The sequence below is a fragment of the Pseudomonas sp. 22189 genome (assembly GCF_052045635.1).
Classification (GTDB): domain Bacteria; phylum Pseudomonadota; class Gammaproteobacteria; order Pseudomonadales; family Pseudomonadaceae; genus Aquipseudomonas; species Aquipseudomonas parakoreensis.
Genome location: NZ_JBQEPG010000072.1, coordinates 1 through 590, shown reverse-complemented (window position 1 = coordinate 590; position 590 = coordinate 1). Strand labels below are relative to the sequence as shown.

The following is a 590-nucleotide window of genomic DNA, read 5'->3' as shown; positions in this document are numbered from 1 at the left end:
TTCGGTGTATCCCTGTAGGAGCTGCCGCAGGCTGCGATCTTTTGCTTTCAAGAGGTTATCAAGATGCGTGTATGGATTGATGCCGACGCCTGCCCGCGGGCCGCCAAGGAGCTGGTGGTGAAGTTCGCCCTCAAGCGCCGGTTCGAAGTGGTGCTGGTGGCGGGGCAACCGCAGATCAAACCGGGGCTGGCCATCGTCAAGCTGATCGTGGTGCCCAGCGGCCCGGATGCGGCGGACGATTATCTGGTCGAGCACGCGGTGCCCGGAGAGCTGGTGATCTGCAGCGATATCCCGCTGGCCGATCGCCTGGTGAAGAAAGGTGTAGCGGCGCTTGACCCGCGCGGCAAGGAGTTCGACGCGCAGAACATGGGCGAGCGCCTGGCCGTGCGCAACCTGTTTACCGACCTGCGTGAGCAGGGTCAGATCAGCGGCGGCCCGGCACCGTTCGGCGAGCGTGAGAAACAGGCGTTTGCCAATGCGCTGGACCGGATTCTCACCCGCCTTGCACGTCAGTCCTGATTCAACCGTATTCCTGTGGTGAGGGGATTTATCCCCGATGGCCTGCACAGCAGGCCCAATGCTTCAAGATG

1 protein-coding gene is annotated in these 590 nt (G+C 62.5%); it reads left to right on the top strand.

From position 1 onward, the window contains the following. Positions 1–63: 63 nt before the first annotated feature. Complete coding sequence (locus ACTJKS_RS28025; RefSeq protein WP_047297238.1) at positions 64–519, top strand: YaiI/YqxD family protein; 456 nt, start codon at positions 64–66, stop codon at positions 517–519. Positions 520–590: the final 71 nt, after the last annotated feature.